Source organism: Bacillus sp. PK3-037, assembly GCF_054161355.1.
On record NZ_CP096408.1, the window covers coordinates 2,131,097 to 2,146,513 of the forward strand.

The 15,417-nt window shown below is 41.5% G+C and carries 21 protein-coding genes; 7 read left to right on the forward strand and 14 right to left on the reverse strand.

All coding sequences use genetic code 11. The features are described from left to right. Positions 1-45 precede the first annotated feature (45 nt). The 3 genes from parC to M1D69_RS11055 all read right to left on the reverse strand — a co-directional run bounded on the left by parC (position 46) and on the right by M1D69_RS11055 (position 5,232). Entirely contained in the window at positions 46-2,463 is a 2,418-nt protein-coding gene (gene parC, locus M1D69_RS11045; protein WP_458106074.1) for a DNA topoisomerase IV subunit A, read from the reverse strand. Positions 2,464-2,466: 3 nt separating this feature from the next. Beyond that, on the reverse strand, positions 2,467-4,434 hold the full coding sequence (gene parE / locus M1D69_RS11050) for a DNA topoisomerase IV subunit B (protein WP_095713928.1): 1,968 nt from the start codon (positions 4,432-4,434) through the stop codon (positions 2,467-2,469). A 390-nt stretch (positions 4,435-4,824) separates the two neighbouring features. After that, complete coding sequence (locus M1D69_RS11055) at positions 4,825-5,232, reverse strand: CoA-binding protein (RefSeq protein ID WP_458106073.1); 408 nt, start codon at positions 5,230-5,232, stop codon at positions 4,825-4,827. A gap of 168 nt (positions 5,233-5,400) precedes the next feature. Here M1D69_RS11055 and plsY point away from each other — a divergent pair, with 168 nt between their 5' ends. Together plsY and M1D69_RS11065 are read left to right on the forward strand one after the other, a co-directional pair. After that, the gene (gene plsY / locus M1D69_RS11060) at positions 5,401-5,982 is read left to right on the forward strand and encodes a glycerol-3-phosphate 1-O-acyltransferase PlsY (RefSeq protein WP_024121591.1); all 582 of its coding nucleotides are present in this window, start codon (positions 5,401-5,403) and stop codon (positions 5,980-5,982) included. Positions 5,983-6,075: 93 nt separating this feature from the next. After that, a complete protein-coding gene (locus tag M1D69_RS11065; protein WP_024121590.1) occupies positions 6,076-6,363 on the forward strand; it encodes a HesB/YadR/YfhF family protein in 288 nt (95 codons plus the stop codon). A gap of 33 nt (positions 6,364-6,396) precedes the next feature. On the opposite strand, the gene M1D69_RS11070 is transcribed toward M1D69_RS11065, so the two are convergent. The 7 genes from M1D69_RS11070 to acnA form a co-directional block, all read right to left on the reverse strand. Next, positions 6,397-6,696, reverse strand: coding sequence for a hypothetical protein (locus M1D69_RS11070; RefSeq protein ID WP_024121589.1), 300 nt, complete (start codon positions 6,694-6,696; stop codon positions 6,397-6,399). 15 nt (positions 6,697-6,711) lie between these two features. After that, a complete protein-coding gene (locus M1D69_RS11075) occupies positions 6,712-7,128 on the reverse strand; it encodes a YbgC/FadM family acyl-CoA thioesterase (protein WP_010334419.1) in 417 nt (138 codons plus the stop codon). 80 nt (positions 7,129-7,208) lie between these two features. Beyond that, on the reverse strand, positions 7,209-7,460 hold the full coding sequence (tlp, locus tag M1D69_RS11080; RefSeq protein WP_458106072.1) for a small acid-soluble spore protein Tlp: 252 nt from the start codon (positions 7,458-7,460) through the stop codon (positions 7,209-7,211). A gap of 35 nt (positions 7,461-7,495) precedes the next feature. Continuing rightward, positions 7,496-7,642 (reverse strand): acid-soluble spore protein N, encoded by a 147-nt coding sequence (locus tag M1D69_RS11085; RefSeq protein ID WP_458106071.1) that lies wholly within the window; start codon positions 7,640-7,642, stop codon positions 7,496-7,498. A 64-nt stretch (positions 7,643-7,706) separates the two neighbouring features. Next, on the reverse strand, positions 7,707-7,832 hold the full coding sequence (locus M1D69_RS11090) for an FbpB family small basic protein (RefSeq protein WP_003244964.1): 126 nt from the start codon (positions 7,830-7,832) through the stop codon (positions 7,707-7,709). Positions 7,833-7,912: 80 nt separating this feature from the next. Continuing rightward, positions 7,913-8,422, reverse strand: coding sequence for a redoxin domain-containing protein (locus M1D69_RS11095; protein WP_024121585.1), 510 nt, complete (start codon positions 8,420-8,422; stop codon positions 7,913-7,915). Between the two features lie 70 nt (positions 8,423-8,492). Then, positions 8,493-11,222 (reverse strand): aconitate hydratase AcnA, encoded by a 2,730-nt coding sequence (gene acnA / locus M1D69_RS11100; RefSeq protein ID WP_458106070.1) that lies wholly within the window; start codon positions 11,220-11,222, stop codon positions 8,493-8,495. Between the two features lie 227 nt (positions 11,223-11,449). On the opposite strand from acnA, the gene sspO reads away from it, so the two are divergent. From sspO to M1D69_RS11120, 4 genes are all read left to right on the forward strand, one after another. Further along, positions 11,450-11,596, forward strand: a complete 147-nt coding sequence (gene sspO, locus M1D69_RS11105) for an acid-soluble spore protein SspO (RefSeq protein WP_003221239.1) — start codon at positions 11,450-11,452, stop codon at positions 11,594-11,596. A 31-nt stretch (positions 11,597-11,627) separates the two neighbouring features. Further along, entirely contained in the window at positions 11,628-11,774 is a 147-nt protein-coding gene (locus M1D69_RS11110) for a small acid-soluble spore protein P (RefSeq protein WP_003221237.1), read from the forward strand. Between the two features lie 78 nt (positions 11,775-11,852). After that, positions 11,853-12,245, forward strand: a complete 393-nt coding sequence (gene cotM / locus M1D69_RS11115; protein ID WP_458106163.1) for an outer spore coat protein CotM — start codon at positions 11,853-11,855, stop codon at positions 12,243-12,245. Between the two features lie 232 nt (positions 12,246-12,477). Beyond that, positions 12,478-12,906 (forward strand): DUF2621 domain-containing protein, encoded by a 429-nt coding sequence (locus tag M1D69_RS11120; RefSeq protein WP_284560719.1) that lies wholly within the window; start codon positions 12,478-12,480, stop codon positions 12,904-12,906. A gap of 30 nt (positions 12,907-12,936) precedes the next feature. Here M1D69_RS11120 and M1D69_RS11125 read toward each other — a convergent pair whose 3' ends face one another. From M1D69_RS11125 to M1D69_RS11135, 3 genes are all read right to left on the reverse strand, one after another. Further along, positions 12,937-13,428 carry a CcdC family protein gene (locus tag M1D69_RS11125; protein ID WP_458106162.1) on the reverse strand — a complete coding sequence of 164 codons (492 nt, stop codon included), beginning with the start codon at positions 13,426-13,428 and terminating at the stop codon, positions 12,937-12,939. Positions 13,429-13,508: 80 nt separating this feature from the next. After that, positions 13,509-13,871, reverse strand: coding sequence for a response regulator (locus tag M1D69_RS11130; RefSeq protein WP_010334411.1), 363 nt, complete (start codon positions 13,869-13,871; stop codon positions 13,509-13,511). An 89-nt stretch (positions 13,872-13,960) separates the two neighbouring features. After that, positions 13,961-14,668: a cytochrome c biogenesis protein CcdA gene (locus M1D69_RS11135; RefSeq protein ID WP_044155730.1), complete on the reverse strand. Its 708-nt coding sequence runs from the start codon at positions 14,666-14,668 to the stop codon at positions 13,961-13,963. A 220-nt stretch (positions 14,669-14,888) separates the two neighbouring features. Between M1D69_RS11135 and ynzD the strand changes: the two genes are divergently transcribed. Next, entirely contained in the window at positions 14,889-15,062 is a 174-nt protein-coding gene (gene ynzD, locus M1D69_RS11140) for an aspartyl-phosphate phosphatase YnzD (RefSeq protein ID WP_024121579.1), read from the forward strand. A 73-nt stretch (positions 15,063-15,135) separates the two neighbouring features. On the opposite strand, the gene M1D69_RS11145 is transcribed toward ynzD, so the two are convergent. Continuing rightward, positions 15,136-15,354, reverse strand: coding sequence for a YneF family protein (locus tag M1D69_RS11145; protein WP_003221221.1), 219 nt, complete (start codon positions 15,352-15,354; stop codon positions 15,136-15,138). Between the last annotated feature and the right edge of the window lie 63 nt (positions 15,355-15,417).

Below are 15,417 nucleotides of genomic sequence, written 5' to 3' on the forward strand. Positions count from 1 at the left end.
AACAAAATATACCCGCTCACGATATGTGGGCGGGTTTTTTAATGATTATTCAGTTGTAAGACGCCAGACAGCTGTGACCTTGCCTGATTCTTCTTCATCAATAAAGAATGAACCATTGCTGTATCTGTCGTTTGTTCGCAGCTCTTTAGCCTGCAGTTCTTTTCTGTCCCCTTTTTCCGTCTCTGCCATAAACCGCTCATCTAGTCCGCACGCGAACAGCGAAACGACACGATGCGGATTTTTCTTCAGTTCCCGCAGCATAACGACTCCCCGTTTTGCACGGGAGGTCTTTTCAAACTCAGAAAGACTCATACGTTTGACCGCTCCCCGCTGTGTAAACAATACGAGAGAATCAGACTCGTGCAGAATTTCTCCTGACACGACAAAGTCTCCATCTTTCAAGTTAATTCCTTTAACGCCAGCTGCACGTGCGCCCACAACATTTACTTCATCTTCTCCAAACCATAGGCCATATCCGAGATGTGTCGCCATCAAGATCTGACTGTCACCATTTGTCACATGTACATCAATCAGCTCGTCTTCACCCTTTAGATTTAACGCCACAAGTGCTTTAGAATAACGCTGTGCTTTGTAATGGGTGAGTTCTGTCTTTTTCACCATGCCGTTTTTCGTGAAGAATAAAAGATAAGCAGATGGATCAAACTCTTTTATCGGTATGGCCTTTACAATCGTTTCGTCACGTTCAATCGTGATTATGTTAGAAAAATGCTGGCCCATGTCCTTCCATCTGATATCAGGCAGCTGGTGAACCGGACAATAGATATAGCTTCCCTTATTCGTGAAAAGCAGCAGCACATCTGTCGTATTCATTTCAAACTGATGCAGCATCCTGTCTGTATCCTTCATTCCAAAATCCTGTCCGTTTGAAGCGGCAAAGGAACGCTGGCTTGTGCGTTTTAAGTAGCCATCTTTTGTAACGGTCACGTATACATCCTCAGAGGCAACCATGACTTCAAGATTAATTTTGATTTCCTCAATTTTTTCTTCAATGACAGAGCGTCTCGTGTCCGCATATTTCTTTTTCAGCGCTTTTAAGCTGTTTGTAATGACCTTTAACAGCTTTTTGTCATTGCTCAGAATCGATTCAAGCTCTTCAATATTTTTGTTGAGCTCTTCAGCCTCTTCCTTGAGCGCTGTGATATCGGTATTCGTTAAACGATATAGCTGCAAGGACACGATAGCTTCAGCCTGAGGCTCAGTAAATTCATATTTCGCCATTAAATTGTTTTTGGCGTCACGTTTATCGCTTGAGGAGCGAATCGTTGCGATAACTTCATCCAAGATCGATAAAGCTTTCATAAGACCTTCTACAATGTGATGTCTGTCTTTTGCTTTTTGAAGCTCGTAAACGGATCGGTTTGTGACAACTTCTTTTTGGTGGCCGATGTATGCATCTAAAATAGATGGCAGACTCATCAGCATTGGACGGCGGTTGTGGATCGCCACCATATTAAAGTTATACGTAATCTGCAAATCAGTATTTTTATATAAGTAATTCAAAATGCCCTTGGCATCTGCTTCTTTCTTTAGTTCTACGACCACTCTAAGGCCGGTTCGGTCTGTTTCGTCTCGAACCTCGGAGATGCCCTCAACCTTTTTATCAATACGGTACTCGTCCATTTTTTTCACAAGGTTGGCTTTATTGACTTCAAACGGAATTTCTGTAATCACAATTTGCTCACGTCCGCCTCTGATCGCTTCGATCTCAGCTTTTCCGCGGACAATAATTTTCCCTTTTCCGGTTTCGTAGGCTTTTCTAATGCCATCAACGCCCTGGATAATTCCGCCTGTCGGAAAGTCAGGCCCTTTGATCACTTCCATGAGATCGTCCACAGAGCATGACGGCATTTGAATGCGTTTGATAACAGCATCAATGACTTCTCCTAAATGATGAGGCGGTATATCAGTCGCGTATCCTGCAGATATACCGGTAGATCCGTTTACCAGCAAGTTAGGGAACATAGCCGGAAGTACAACAGGCTCCTTGCTTGTATCATCAAAGTTCGGGACAAATTCAACAGTATTTTTGTCAATATCCCGCAAAAGCTCTGATGCAATCGAAGACAACTTCGCTTCTGTGTAACGCATGGCCGCCGGAGGATCTCCATCTATACTTCCGTTATTCCCGTGCATTTCAATTAAAACATTACGCACTTTCCAGTCCTGGCTCATCCGCACCATTGCTTCATACACCGAACTGTCTCCGTGCGGATGGTAGTTACCGATGACATTACCGACCGTTTTGGCCGCTTTTCTGAAATTTTTATCAAATGTGTTTCCGTCCGTATGCATCGCATACAGAATTCTGCGCTGTACGGGCTTTAAACCGTCGCGCGCATCAGGCAGCGCCCTGTCTTGAATAATATATTTACTATAGCGTCCAAAACGGTCGCCGATCACCTCTTCTAATGGTAAATCATGAAATAATTCTGGCTGTGACAATCATTAAACCTCCTCAGCGACCGATAAGTTTTCATTTTCTAAAATATTGCTTTCTTCGTCCAAGCCGAAAGCTACGTTTTTCTCAATCCACTTTCTGCGCGGCTCTACTTTATCGCCCATCAATGTCGTCACGCGTCTCTCAACACGTGCCGCGTCGTCAATTTTGACCCTTACAAGCGTACGGGACTCCGGATTCATCGTCGTTTCCCACAGCTGATCTGCGTTCATCTCACCAAGACCCTTGTATCGCTGGATTGTATAGCCCTTGCCGACTTTTTTCAGTACATCATCCATCTCTTCATCAGACCATGCATATTCAATGATTTCTTTTTTTCCGCTGCCTTTGCTCACCTTATATAGAGGAGGCAGTGCAATAAATACCTTTCCATTCTCAATGAGCGGCTTCATATAGCGATAGAAAAAGGTTAAAAGCAGCACTTGAATATGAGCGCCGTCAGTATCGGCATCCGTCATAATGATGATTTTATCGTAGTTAATGTCGTCGACTGAAAAATCAGCCCCGACACCGCCGCCGATCGCATGAATAATCGTATTAATCTCTTCGTTTTTAAAGATATCAGCAAGCTTTGCTTTTTCCGTGTTAATGACTTTACCGCGCAATGGCAGAACCGCTTGGAATCTGCGGTCTCTTCCCTGCTTTGCTGAACCGCCCGCAGAGTCACCCTCAACGAGATACAATTCATTTTTTGCCGGATTTCTTGAACCCGCTGGTGTCAGCTTACCGCTTAATGTCGCTTCTGATTTTTTTCGTTTTTTCCCGCTTCTGGCTTCTTCCCGCGCTTTACGCGCTGCTTCTCGCGCCTGGCTCGCCTTTATTGCTTTTTTCACAAGAAGAGTAGCGGTGTCCCGATTTTCCTCTAAAAAGTAAGCAAGCTGTTCTGATACGATTGCGTCTACAGCAGATCTTGCTTCGCTTGTGCCGAGTTTTCCTTTTGTTTGTCCTTCAAATTGAAGAAGTTCTTCAGGAATACGGACTGAGATAATAGCTGAAAGCCCTTCCCTTATATCTGTGCCTTCCAGGTTTTTATCCTTTTCTTTCAGCAAAGCCACTTTTCTCGCATATTCATTAAAGGCTCTCGTCATCGCTGTCTTTGCACCTGACTCATGAGTTCCGCCGTCTTTTGTTCTGACGTTGTTAACAAACGACAGGATATTTTCTGAATAGCCGTCGTTAAACTGAAACGCAAAATCCACTTCGATGGAATGATGCTCTCCTTCAAACGAGACCACTTCAGACAGGGCATCTTTTTCCTCATTTAAGTAAGCAACAAACGCTTCTATGCCGTTCTCATAATAAAAGACTTCTCGCTGGCCGTTCCGCTCGTCAATCAGTTCAATTTTTAATCCTTTTAATAAAAACGCTGATTCCCGTAAGCGTTCAGAAAGCGTTTCAAAATTATAAGTTGTTGTGCTGAACATTGTCGGATCAGGCTTAAAGTGAGTAAGTGTGCCTGTCTTTTTCGTTTTACCAATCTTTTCGAGAGATGTGACCGGTTTACCTCCGTTTTCAAAACGCTGCTGATAGACGAAGCCGTCCCGCTCAATCGTAACCGTCAGCCATTCAGATAAAGCATTCACGACAGATGCGCCGACGCCGTGAAGCCCTCCGCTTGTCTTATAACCGCCTTGACCGAATTTTCCGCCTGCGTGAAGCACCGTTAAAATGACCTCAGGGGTTGGTTTGCCGAGTTTATGCATTCCAGTCGGCATGCCGCGGCCTCTATCCTGTACAGAAATACTGTTGTCTTTATGTATTTTAACGATAATGTGATCCCCATGGCCGGCAAGTACCTCATCGACGGAGTTATCTACAATTTCATAAACCAAGTGATGCAAGCCTCTCGCGTCGGTTGAGCCAATATACATACCCGGCCTTTTCCTTACGGCTTCAAGGCCTTCCAGCACCTGTATGGCATCTTCGTTGTAATCAAATTGCTGTTTTCTAGCCAAACGTACAAACCCCTTTCAAAAAACTAACATTCTCTTTTTCATTGTTACTTGTCAATTGTATAAAAGTATTTTTCATAATCCTTGCCCCGGTGTGCTTCTGCCTTGGACTCTTCATTATAACCAATGTCATCCCATTCTCAACATACAGCTAACGAATCATTCCGTAAAACATCCAAAAGTGCTGTTTTTTCGAGATGAGAACGTATGTTTGTTTATTATATATAAAGCAGCGGACCTTCGCAAATCGAACGGCCGGAATCCAGCTTAGCAAGGCATTCAAAAAAAGCTGTTCAAGCTTTATTGTATCTGTTTCACAGTAATTCGCAAACAATATCTTTACATGAAAAAGCAAAAATCCTTGAATTCACAAGGATTTTTGCAGCTCTGCACCTATTTTGTTACAGCGTGTGCCACTTTTATGCACAGATCCATGATGACCGTTCTGCCTTCTTCCTTCAGCATCTGATAAGCCTCTTCGTTTACCAGGCCTTGCTGCGCCCAAAATACCGGGGCATCTGTCTCCAGAAACTCTTGAGCGACATCAGGAAGCTGTTCTGAACGTCTGAATACATTTACGATATCAATCGGACCGTCAATTTCTTTTAGCGATGATACGGCTTTTACACCAAGCGCCTCTTCGATCGTCGGATTTACTGGTATGATTTCATATCCCGCATCCTGCATCGCTTTTGATACCATATACGATGTTCTATCGGGACGGTCTGAAAGCCCGACTACCGCTATTCTCTTACTTCCATCAAGAATTTCTTTGATTTCCGCTTTTGAAGGGTTTTGCATGATAGACCACTCCTTTTTGTTTATTCTACACGACCGAAAAGGAAGAAATCAAAACATGATGTATGGCTGATTAGATTTGTAAGCAAACTTTACAAAAAAACTTATCATCAGATCATGACATCTCATGTTAAAATAGAGATTAGGGACATTGAAAAAGGAGAAATGTAGATGTTAATTGCTTTATTGATTATTTTGGCCTACTTGATAGGCAGTATTCCATCTGGCTTAATCGTAGGTAAGCTTGCCAAGGGAATTGATATTCGGGAGCATGGAAGCGGAAACTTAGGCGCTACCAACGCGTTCCGTACACTGGGCGTAAAAGCTGGTTCGGTTGTCATAGCCGGAGATATTTTAAAAGGGACACTGGCAGCTGCATTGCCTTACCTCATGCATGTTGATATTCATCCGCTCCTTGCGGGAGTCATAGCGGTTCTTGGCCATGTGTTTCCTGTGTTCGCCAAATTTAAAGGCGGCAAAGCCGTAGCAACTTCAGGAGGCGTCTTGCTGTTTTATGCACCTCTGTTATTCATTACAATGGTTGCGGTCTTTTTCATCTTTTTATACTTGACTAAATTTGTCTCTCTGTCATCAATGTTAACAGGGATATATACTGTCATATATAGTCTCTTTGTACATGATAAGTATTTATTGATTGTCGTCACGCTGCTCACTGTTTTTGTAATATACAGGCACCGGGCGAATATCAAACGAATTATCAATAAAACAGAACCTAAAGTCAAATGGTTATAAATGTTTATAAAACTTCTATTTTGACACGAGATAGCCTTATACGTTTATAATAGAGAAAATCAAATGATAACAAAGGGAAAAGGGGGTCCTGTTATGAATATGACAGTTAACGAAGACGCGCTGAACTGGTATAAAGAAGAGCTTGATTTACAAAACGGAGACCAAGTTCGATTTTTCGTCCGCTATGGCGGCTGCAGCAACGTTCAAAAAGGCTTTTCTCTCGGAGTGGCGAAAGATGCTCCCCAAGAGGCAGGAGTCACGGCAGAAGTCGGCGGCATCACCTTCTTTATTGAAGAAAGTGATCTTTGGTACTTTGACAACCATGATCTTCTCGTCAGCTATTCAGAGTCTGCTGATGAGCCTGTATTTGAATACCATTAAGAAAAAGAACGCATATCCTATGCGTTCTTTTTTTTATAAATGAAAACGTGTGAGATGGTCGGTCAGCTTTTCTTGTTCTAAGATATATTTTTGCGTCTCGCCCAAAAGATCAAAGTGGGGAAATTCGCTTTTTTTATGTATCCATTCTTCCTTCAAACCGTACGCCGCACCCCATTGAACCAGCTTATCAATATCTGCACAGCCTGCTTTTGTCACGGTTTTAGATTCCGGGAAACGGTCATCCAGCCAATAATGTGTTAAAAATGCGATTTCCCCTCTTTTGACTGCCTTCTTCCAGCGGTTAACTTCCTCCCGTTTCACGCCAAATGCCATATGTCATTCACTTCCCTATTTTTTGGCCTTTTCATATGCTGCGTGCCAATCGGGGAAAGCCTTACGAAACTGAATCGGTTTAAAACTTTCTTTATCCACACAAATATGAGATGATTTCGCTTCAATAGATAGCTCACCAGCCGGATTATAAATATGGTAGCCATATATGGTTTTAAAGCCGTTGTATTCCTCAATCCATGTGTGCACCACCGCAGTTTCCCCATAATGAAGGGGTTTTTTGTAGGAAATATTGATATCAACGACTGGAGAAAGCACGCCTTTCTTTTCCATATCACTGTACAAAAAGCCTAGGTCTTTAATGAGTGCCGTCCTTCCGACCTCCATCCAAACAAGATAATTCGCATGATATACGATCCCCATTTGATCTGTTTCGGCGTAACGCACTTCTATTTCTGTTTTTGATACATGCAAGATACTCTGCTCCCTTAATCAGTTTAGCCCCATTTTACCATATCCAAATCAGAAAGAAAAAAACCAGGTTTCCCTGGTTTTTACGAACGGTATCCGTTTTCTCTCGCTTCGGATTCGTCTTGAATTTCATTGCGAAATGCTTCGATGCTCTCTTCCCGTCTTGTGTTTTTTTCTTTGATGCGCTGCTTATCTTCTCCTGAAGCAAACTCCATTGATTCCTCTGCTTCTTCTATATTTTCGATCGTATTTTGAACCATATCCTGTAGTTTCTCTACGTTGTCGGAACGGTCATCAGGATTGGGCTGCTGATATTGATTTTGGTTTTTTGTCATTGGGATGAACCTCCTAGAATAAAATCAATCCGGCGCTATTCGCCTTTCGTCTGCATGATAATTGGCTGCTGACCAGAAGTATCGTGCATTTTTCCCCCTTTATTGCGTTTATACTTAACAGGCTTCGTACCCAAGTGGCTTGGAGCATATTGAGGCTGACCGTTTTTCTTGTTGTTTCCCATGTTTATCCCTCCTCAACAAATAGGATTCTCAAAAGGAGGGGCAAACATGAATACAAATTAAAGGTTATTTTTGCTTAAATCGCTGTTCAAGCTTTTCCTCAAGCTGATTTAAATATTCCGTATTCGTCATCAGCTCTTTTTTGTTTTCCATGACGAGCTCATGAAAAGAACGTTTTCTCATCTTCTTCACTCTTCTCACCTCCGCGTATTCTTTTATTTTTTCCAATTCTGAAAATTTGTAAGCATGTTTGCACATAAAAAAAACTGAATCTAATGAAGATCCAGTTTTTCTTTCATCTCTTTTTTTGTCATGGTCCCGATATGTATGTCTTGAATCACGCCTTTTTCATCTAAAATATACGTAGTTGGGTATGAAAACACATTATAGTCAGCATTAATTCCTTTTTTATCAATCAAAATGGGGAAGGTTAAATGATACGTATCAGCAAAGGTTTGCACCTGTTTCTCGCTTTTCTCAGCTGAAGTGAAATTAACTGCAATAACCGCTACATCTGAGTGCTCCTTTTGCAGTTCCTCCATCGCCGGCATTTCCTGTCGGCACGGTTTGCACCAAGTTGCCCAGAAGTTAAGCAGAACTTTTTTGCCTTTGACATCTGATAAAGAGGTTCTTTCTCCTGATAGCGTTTTCAGAGTGAAGTCAGGCGCTTGCTGTCCCTCTTCAATGCCTATTTCTTTTTTGCTAAATTGCTGATAGATGTTCCAGCACATGTATCCGGCAAGCCCAATCAACAGGATTCCTGCCACCCATTTTTTCAGCATAATGTCACCCCCGGAGCAATCTTATCTCATAAAAAGAAGAGAAAGCAGGGTGCCTTCTCTTCTTTATACATTATGATTGCTTCATTTTTTCGCGAAGCACCATTTGCAGAATTCCGCCATGGCGATAATAATCAATTTCAACTTCACTATCGAAGCGCACAAGTGCTTCAAATGTTTTTACATTTCCGTCTTCATCAATTGCTCTTACTGTAACGATATCACGAGGGCGTACGCTTTCATCAACATCCACCTCGATCACTTCTTTACCGCTTAAGCCGAGTGTATCCGCATTTTCACCTTGTTTAAATTGAAGCGGGAGCACACCCATGAATACCAGGTTACTTCTGTGGATTCTTTCAAAGCTCTCAGCAATGACAGTTCTAATGCCGAGCAGGTTTGTTCCTTTTGCAGCCCAGTCACGGGAAGATCCCATACCATAATCTTTGCCCGCTAAGATAGCAAGGCCTGTTTTATCTTCTTTATATTTCATGCAGGCATCATAGATTGATGTCACTTCACCAGAAGGCCAGTACGTTGTAAATCCGCCTTCTGTGCCCGGCGCAATTTGGTTTTTGATGCGAATGTTTGCAAATGTTCCTCTCATCATAACCTCATGGTTTCCGCGGCGTGAACCGTAGGAGTTAAAGTCACGAGGTGACACACCTTTTGCTTGCAAGTATTTTCCGGCAGGTGTATCTTTTCCGATTGCCCCTGCAGGAGAGATATGGTCTGTTGTGACTGAATCGCCGAATTTACCGACAACACGAAGGCCTTTTAAAGGTTCAACCTTGCCTGGTTCAACTGACATTTCTTCGAAGAATGGCGGGTTTTGGATATAAGTTGACTCATTATCCCATTTGTATAGCGCTTCATCTGTTGTCTCAATCTCATTCCAGCGTTTGTTGTCATCGAATACTGTCTCGTACTCCTTGCGGAAGAGCTCCGGTGTAACAGTTTGTTTAACAAGTGAATTAATTTCGTCCATTGACGGCCAAATATCATTGAAGTACACTTTTTGTCCGTCTTTTCCGACACCGATCGGATCCGTTTTCAGGTTAATGTTCACTGTTCCAGCCAGCGCATAAGCTACTACAAGCGGCGGAGAAGCAAGATAGTTACCTTTCACAAGCGGATGAATACGTCCTTCGAAGTTACGGTTTCCAGAAAGAACAGACGTAATCAACAGGTCATTTTTCGCAACTGCTTCTTCAATTTCCGGTGAAAGCGGACCTGAGTTTCCGATACATGTTGTACATCCGTATCCGACAAGGTTAAAACCAAGCTCTTTCATGTATGGAAGAAGGCCTGAATTAACAAGATATCCTGTAACAACCTTAGAACCCGGTGCAAGTGATGTTTTCACGTAGTTAGGCACTTTGAGTCCTAATTCAACCGCTTTTTTCGCCACAAGGCCGGCGCCGATTAAGACGTATGGGTTAGATGTATTTGTACAGCTTGTAATCGCAGCAATGGCGATTGCACCCGTTTTCATGACTGTTTCTTCGCCGTTAAGCAATTTAAATTTAATTTCTTTGTCTTCCTCTTCAGCGTTTAATCCGAATCCTTGGTTACCCGCAGGGCTGACTAAGTGCTTTTTAAACGTTTCCTGCATAGCAGAAAGCGGAATCAAATCCTGAGGACGTTTTGGACCGGAAAGGTTTGCTTCAATTTTAGACAAATCAATTTCGACGACATCAGTAAATTGCGGGTCTTCTACATCTGGAGTGTAGAACAAACCGTTGCTTCTGCAGTATGCTTCTACTACGTCAATATGTTCAGCATCGCGGCCTGTCAGACGCAGATAATTTAGAGCTTCTTCATCTACAGGGAAGAATCCGCATGTTGCACCGTATTCCGGAGCCATGTTGGCGATTGTCGCACGGTCTGCCAGCGGCAGTTCAGCAACTCCCGGTCCGAAGAACTCAACAAATTTACCGACTACGCCTTTTTCACGCAGTACTTGTGTCACTTTTAACGCCAAGTCTGTGGCTGTTGTTCCGTTCGGAAGCTTTCCGACGAGTTTCGCGCCGATTACCTCAGGAACAGGGAAATAAGAAGGCTGCCCAAGCATTCCGGCTTCGGCTTCAATTCCGCCGACACCCCAGCCGAGAACACCGATTCCGTTAATCATTGTTGTATGCGAGTCGGTTCCTACCAGCGTATCAGGATACGTAATCAGTTCTCCGTCTTCTTCGACTGCGTGGACAACACTTGCCAAGAACTCAAGGTTTACCTGGTGAACGATACCTGTTGCCGGCGGTACTGCCTGATAGTTATTAAACGCTTTCTTTGCCCAGCTTAAAAATTTGTAACGCTCTGCATTTCTTTCGAATTCCAAGTCCATATTAATAGCCAAAGCATCTTCTGTGCCCGCTTTATCAACCTGTACAGAGTGGTCGATGACAAGATCAACAGGAATCTCAGGGTTGATTTTGTCAGGATCTCCGCCGACAGCTGCCATTGCTTTACGTAATGAAGCAAGGTCAACTACTGCCGGTACGCCAGTGAAATCTTGTAAAATTACGCGAGATGGTTTAAACGGAACATCGATTTCCTTTAACTCGGCAGTTCCCCATTTTGCCAAATTTTCCACATGTTCTTTTTTGATGACGAATCCGTCAACTTGACGCAATACAGATTCTAAAAGAACTTTAATGGAATAAGGAAGCTTCGACACATTTCCGATCCCCAAATCTTCCAATGCTTTCAAAGAGTAGTAATGATAAGTTTTCCCATTTGTAGTAAACGATTTTCTCGCTTGGAAAACGTCTTGTGCTGCAGTTTTTTGCTCGTTTGCCATTCTCCAAAATCCCCCTTCAGATCAGTTCATTCTCAGATGAACATTACATTCCATCACAATTTTCTCACAATTTCATATTAAAACAAAATCATACATAAGTAAATATCAATGTTTTTATTAAATACAATAAGATCGGCTTATCAGGTCAAAAAAGCGGGAAATTTTACTGTCTGCACTCTCTCATATTCCTCATTGAAAAAAGCCATATTATGATTGAGGTGATAATGATGGTCAAACGAAAAGCAAATCACGTAATAAATGGGATGAATGACGCGAAAAGCCAAGGCAAAGGCGCCGGCTATGTAGAAAACGATCAGCTTGTACTGACTGAAGCAGAACGCCAAAATAACAAAAAAAGAAAAACCAATCAATAACGTTGAACTCTTTTAAGGAGGTTCTCATTTTATGACCAATAAAAATACAAGTAAAGATATGCATAAAAACGCTCCTAAAGGACACAATCCGGGTCAGCCGGAACCCCTCAGCGGAAGCAAGAAAGTAAAAAACAGAAATCACACAAGACAAAAGCACAATTCCAGCCATGATATGTAATAAAAGCAGACCTTAGCGTCTGTTTTTTTATGCGTTCACCCATTTCTGACCAACTGCATAAGCTAAAGCAAGGTTGATATATGGAGGAATGCTTCCATGACCCATTCAAAACGAAACGATGCTAATGATTTCGATGGTATGGAGGAATGGCTTCGGCAATTTTTTGAAGATCCGTTCGCCTGGTACGACGAAACATTACCTATTGATCTATATGAAACAAGTCAGCAATATATTATTGAAGCAGATCTGTCGTCTGTACAGCCGACACAAATCACAATTACCTTGTCCGGATGTGAGTTCATCCTGACGGTTAAATTCTCAGAACAGACTCTTGAAAAACAAATGATGCTTCCTTTTTATTTGAATGACAAGTCGATTGAGACTGAATGCGAAAATCAAATTCTCACAGTTGCCGTCAATAAAGAGACGAATGCTGGCTCTTCTTTTTCTCTCCAATTCCCCCTCAGCTAAAATCAAAAGTCACTTTCATCCCCTATAATGAAAGTGACTTTTTTTCCGTCCATTTATCGTCAAATACCCTCTAGTGACTCTCCCATGGCCAAATAGCAGATTCACTATACAATAGAATATGATCTACCATCTCTTTTGACTAGACATCTATCATTTTTTTCTATTTTTTTTAAACATTGTTCTTCTATTCTTTCTTCATATACAATATGGTTAGTATAAGGGGGAATGATTGATGCTGGAAGGCTGGTTTTTGTGGTTTATTCTGTTTTGGGTGATCACGATGATTGTCTTGTTATCAATCGGCGGTTTTTTTATGTTTCGAAAGTTTTTAAAGCGTTTACCAAAAGAGGACGGCAAATCTGAGCTGGATTGGCAGGATTACTATATTGAAAACAGCAGACATCTATGGAGCAATGAAAACAAACAATTTCTAGATGAATTGGTCACACCTGTTCCGGAGCTGTTCAGAGATATAGCTCGAGCAAAAATTGCCGGAAAAATCGGAGAGCTGGCATTAAAAGAAAACGTAGCAGCAATTGATCAGCGGCTTATTATCAAAGGTTATATTCTGGCTACTCCGAAAAGAGACCATACCTTTTTAAAGAAACATCTAAGAGACAAGAAAATCGATATTGAACCTTATCAGGCCCTTCTTAAATAAAAAACCTTTCCCGCAAGGAGGAAAGGTTTTTTAATTCATTTGAATGTCTGCTGACTGCAGCTCGCTTTGAAGTTTTCGGTATGACAGATACATGGCGATTCTCCACGGCACAATCATACCGAAAGCCAGAATCCAAAACATTCCGCTCAGTGCGCCGTAATCAACCGATGTGCTTAAAATTGATTTCATCACAATTCTGATCACTAAAAGGCCGACTAATATAAAGAAAAATGCCTTAGAGCGTTTCATGTAAATTTCATTATTTTTAATTTCAAACTTTGAAGTTTTTATAAGAAAAATAGAGAAAATCACGCCTAAAGTGATCGCTTCTAAAAACTCTTCACCCGTTACCCAAAAAACCGGAAATAAAAACATTAACGCCCCCGTACTCATAAAAATCGGCGGGAGAATGATTTTTTTCGGTGAAACGGGCTTATCGGAAGACTTAATTCTGACCACCATCACAGCTGCAGCCATTAAAACAGCAACAATTGATGAAACTATAATCATCATACTTATCATTCCTTTGTTTTCTCGGAGTGTTGACACTATATACTATACTCCAAAACAATAAAAAAAACCATTTTGAAAAGAAATGACTATCAATTTCCCATAACGCGGTTGACAGCTTCTAATACTTTGGACTCCTCAAACGGTTTGACAATAAAATCTTTGGCCCCAAGTTCAATGGCTTCCGTAACAATTCTTTGCTGGCGCATTGCGGTACACATGATGATCTTTGCTTTAGGGTCAAAGGATATGATCTCACGGAGCGCCTTAATGCCGTTTTTCACCGGCATCGTAATATCCATCGTCACTAAGTCCGGCCGAAGTTTTTTATACAGGTCAGCCGCTTGCTCGCCGTCCGCCGCCTCACCTGCTATTATGTAATTTGCCTCTTCCAAGATCTCTCTGATTTTTACTCTCATGAACTTGGCGTCGTCTACAACTAAAACTCTTGTCATATTCCCCTCCAAAAATCGAATTCCTCAGGTAATAGTATTATTGTACCAAAAACAAAAGGATTAGTAGTAGTGCAAAAGTAATTTAACAGTCAGAAACCTGTAAATCCTCCAAAAAGATCCGACAGCAAAATAATGATCAAGTTCATCCAGTCAAAAAATAGCAGGACCCCAATAACAATCATAAGTACACCGCCCGCTTTCATGATCAAAAGCTGATTCTTCCTGATCCACTTCAGCTTCGTGATGAAGAACGACAATAATACAAACGGAACGGCAAATCCGAGAACATATAGCATCATATACGGTATCGCTGAGCCAGGATTAGTACCTGCTAATGTGATAACAGCCCCCAAAATGGGACCGGTGCAAGGCGTCCAGCCGGCCGCAAAAGCCATACCGATTAAAACGGAACCGAAAAAACCGCTTGGCCTATGCTTAAAATGGACTCTGCGTTCTTTCATGATAACCTCAGGCCGAAACACGCCAATCGTAATAAAACCGAACAGAATAATGAGCAAAGCGCCAACTTGCCGAATGGCATCATGATAATCCCTAAACAGGGTTCCAATAAAAGATGTTCCATATCCTAAAGCTATAAAAATCACTGAAAACCCCAGCAAAAAAAACAGCGTATGGGCCAAGCTTCTTTTTTGCAGCAATAGTTTCTCTGTTTTCACATCATCCATGCTGACTCCTGTAATATATGACAGGAAAGCCGGATAAAGCGGCAAGCAGCAAGGCGAAATAAATGATAAAAATCCCGCGCCGAATGTCAGAAAATAATTCACATCTCCCATGTCCTCATCCCTTCATGATTTGACATTCCTTCAAGTTATGACAAAATCATTTCATTTTTTTAACACTTTCACTCGAAGGATTTCTATTTTCAAAAAAAACTTATATAATTTAATTTGACATTGAGACATTGTACTCCTTCTCATTTGAAAATTAGTATAAATATGGATATAATATAAACATTCACTTTTGAAGATCTAATGTATGAAAGGATACATCCCTGTGATTAGAGAGCATCTATTAAATGAAATTGAAAAAAAAAGAGCAGAGCTGCTGCAAATTGTCATGGCGAACGGAATGACATCTCATATTACGATAGAACTCAGTCAGGAGCTTGACCATCTTCTCATACAATATCAAAAGCAGCGCCTTCGAGCAGTAGCGGGTGATGAATGATTGCAAAATAAAAAACCCGATAAAGGGTTTTTTATTTTATAACCATGTTTCTCTATATCATAATCTTTACGTATTATTTCGTTTGATTATTCATGGCTTTCATCATTTGATTGATTTTCTTTTGAGAAGGTTTCATTCCCATTTGCATCATCATCATGCGTAACATTTGTTCATTAATAGGCGGATTCTTTTTAAGATAGCTCATCATATATTTACGAGCAATAAAAAACCCGAGTGCAACACCTATGAGCAGTGCAACAACGCCCACTAGGATGCCAACCCATAAAGTCATTTTATTTCCTCCTTCATGTTGTCTAGTTTAAAGTGTACTAAACCAAAAGCTATTATACAACAT

Coding starts and splice junctions, on each gene's coding strand:
- M1D69_RS11055 (WP_458106073.1), bottom strand. CDS start 5,232: ATGCAAAACCCTTCAAAAGCGGAAATCAAAGAAATTCTTGATGGAAGT.
- plsY (WP_024121591.1), top strand. CDS start 5,401: ATGTTAATTGCTTTATTGATTATTTTGGCCTACTTGATAGGCAGTATT.
- M1D69_RS11065 (WP_024121590.1), top strand. CDS start 6,076: ATGAATATGACAGTTAACGAAGACGCGCTGAACTGGTATAAAGAAGAG.
- M1D69_RS11070 (WP_024121589.1), bottom strand. CDS start 6,696: ATGGCATTTGGCGTGAAACGGGAGGAAGTTAACCGCTGGAAGAAGGCA.
- tlp (WP_458106072.1), bottom strand. CDS start 7,460: ATGACAAAAAACCAAAATCAATATCAGCAGCCCAATCCTGATGACCGT.
- M1D69_RS11085 (WP_458106071.1), bottom strand. CDS start 7,642: ATGGGAAACAACAAGAAAAACGGTCAGCCTCAATATGCTCCAAGCCAC.
- M1D69_RS11095 (WP_024121585.1), bottom strand. CDS start 8,422: ATGCTGAAAAAATGGGTGGCAGGAATCCTGTTGATTGGGCTTGCCGGA.
- acnA (WP_458106070.1), bottom strand. CDS start 11,222: ATGGCAAACGAGCAAAAAACTGCAGCACAAGACGTTTTCCAAGCGAGA.
- sspO (WP_003221239.1), top strand. CDS start 11,450: ATGGTCAAACGAAAAGCAAATCACGTAATAAATGGGATGAATGACGCG.
- M1D69_RS11110 (WP_003221237.1), top strand. CDS start 11,628: ATGACCAATAAAAATACAAGTAAAGATATGCATAAAAACGCTCCTAAA.
- M1D69_RS11120 (WP_284560719.1), top strand. CDS start 12,478: ATGCTGGAAGGCTGGTTTTTGTGGTTTATTCTGTTTTGGGTGATCACG.
- M1D69_RS11125 (WP_458106162.1), bottom strand. CDS start 13,428: ATGATAAGTATGATGATTATAGTTTCATCAATTGTTGCTGTTTTAATG.
- M1D69_RS11130 (WP_010334411.1), bottom strand. CDS start 13,871: ATGACAAGAGTTTTAGTTGTAGACGACGCCAAGTTCATGAGAGTAAAA.
- M1D69_RS11135 (WP_044155730.1), bottom strand. CDS start 14,668: ATGGGAGATGTGAATTATTTTCTGACATTCGGCGCGGGATTTTTATCA.
- M1D69_RS11145 (WP_003221221.1), bottom strand. CDS start 15,354: ATGACTTTATGGGTTGGCATCCTAGTGGGCGTTGTTGCACTGCTCATA.